Genomic DNA, 902 nt, shown 5'->3' on the forward strand with positions numbered 1-902 from the left:
ATATGGACACCCAGCACCACATCACCTTCCCACCCACGGTTGATGGCTCTTTGAGGATAGGTTGGCTTCGGATTGTTTGCGCTGCCTATTTGAAATTGCGGCTCGCGAACTTTTGGCAGCGGCTCTTCAGCCGGGGTTTCATTCGCTTGCGCCTGTTCTGCGACTGCTTCCTGTTTAGCCGGCTCGCTATCTGCTGAATCGCTGGGCTTGGCATCGATATCAGCGCTTGCCTGCTCATTAATAACCTGCCGTTTCTTGGCTTCCGGTTCTTCTTGCTCCGGCTTTTTGACTTCTCGTTCCGGTTGACTAATGCGTCTTTGCTTAAATTCAGTGCTGGTAATTTGCTGAACACTTTTCGCTGTCGCTTTCTTAGTGGGCTGTGCAAGCTGCTGCGGTACTTGGCGTTCCACATCAGGTTTTAAAGCTTCCGTTTGATCTGCCTTTGCGATCTTTTTTAGCGGCTCTGGCGAGGTCTTTTCAATCGTTTTTTTAGGTAGTGTTTGAGGCTCTGCCTTTGCTGGCGAAGGTTGACTGGCGGGGATATGAACGACTGACTCGGGGTCTGGGGTAATTTGCGAGTCATCTGCGCGTGCATTTAGCGATACACGATAGGAAGTCTGATCGGCCACATAGGCTTTCGGCTTGAAAAGCCCATCTAGCAGAAAAAACAAGACAACATGCACAAGCACCGCAAACACGAACGCAAACACCATAAAGCGGTTTTGCATTCCGGCCGTGCTATGTGAAAAAAAGTGTTGCATTGGCGTGTATCAAACTGCGTTAAAACAACTGAGGATGAGGGCGCGACTATACAAACAACACCCTCATCGCGCAACTCGCGCAACCCGCAACGTACAACACTTTATCTGGCTTGAAGGAACTGCCTAAGCTAGAAAGTCCTT

1 protein-coding gene is annotated in these 902 nt (G+C 49.9%); it reads right to left on the minus strand.

Annotated features, from left to right (window positions below; translation table 11 throughout):
- Nucleotides 1-728, minus strand: a 728-nt coding sequence (locus tag A3750_RS24670) for a hypothetical protein (RefSeq protein ID WP_156498930.1), incomplete at its 3' end; no start/stop codon positions are given.
- Nucleotides 729-902: the final 174 nt, after the last annotated feature.

It is taken from the genome of Oleiphilus sp. HI0079 (assembly GCF_001635105.1).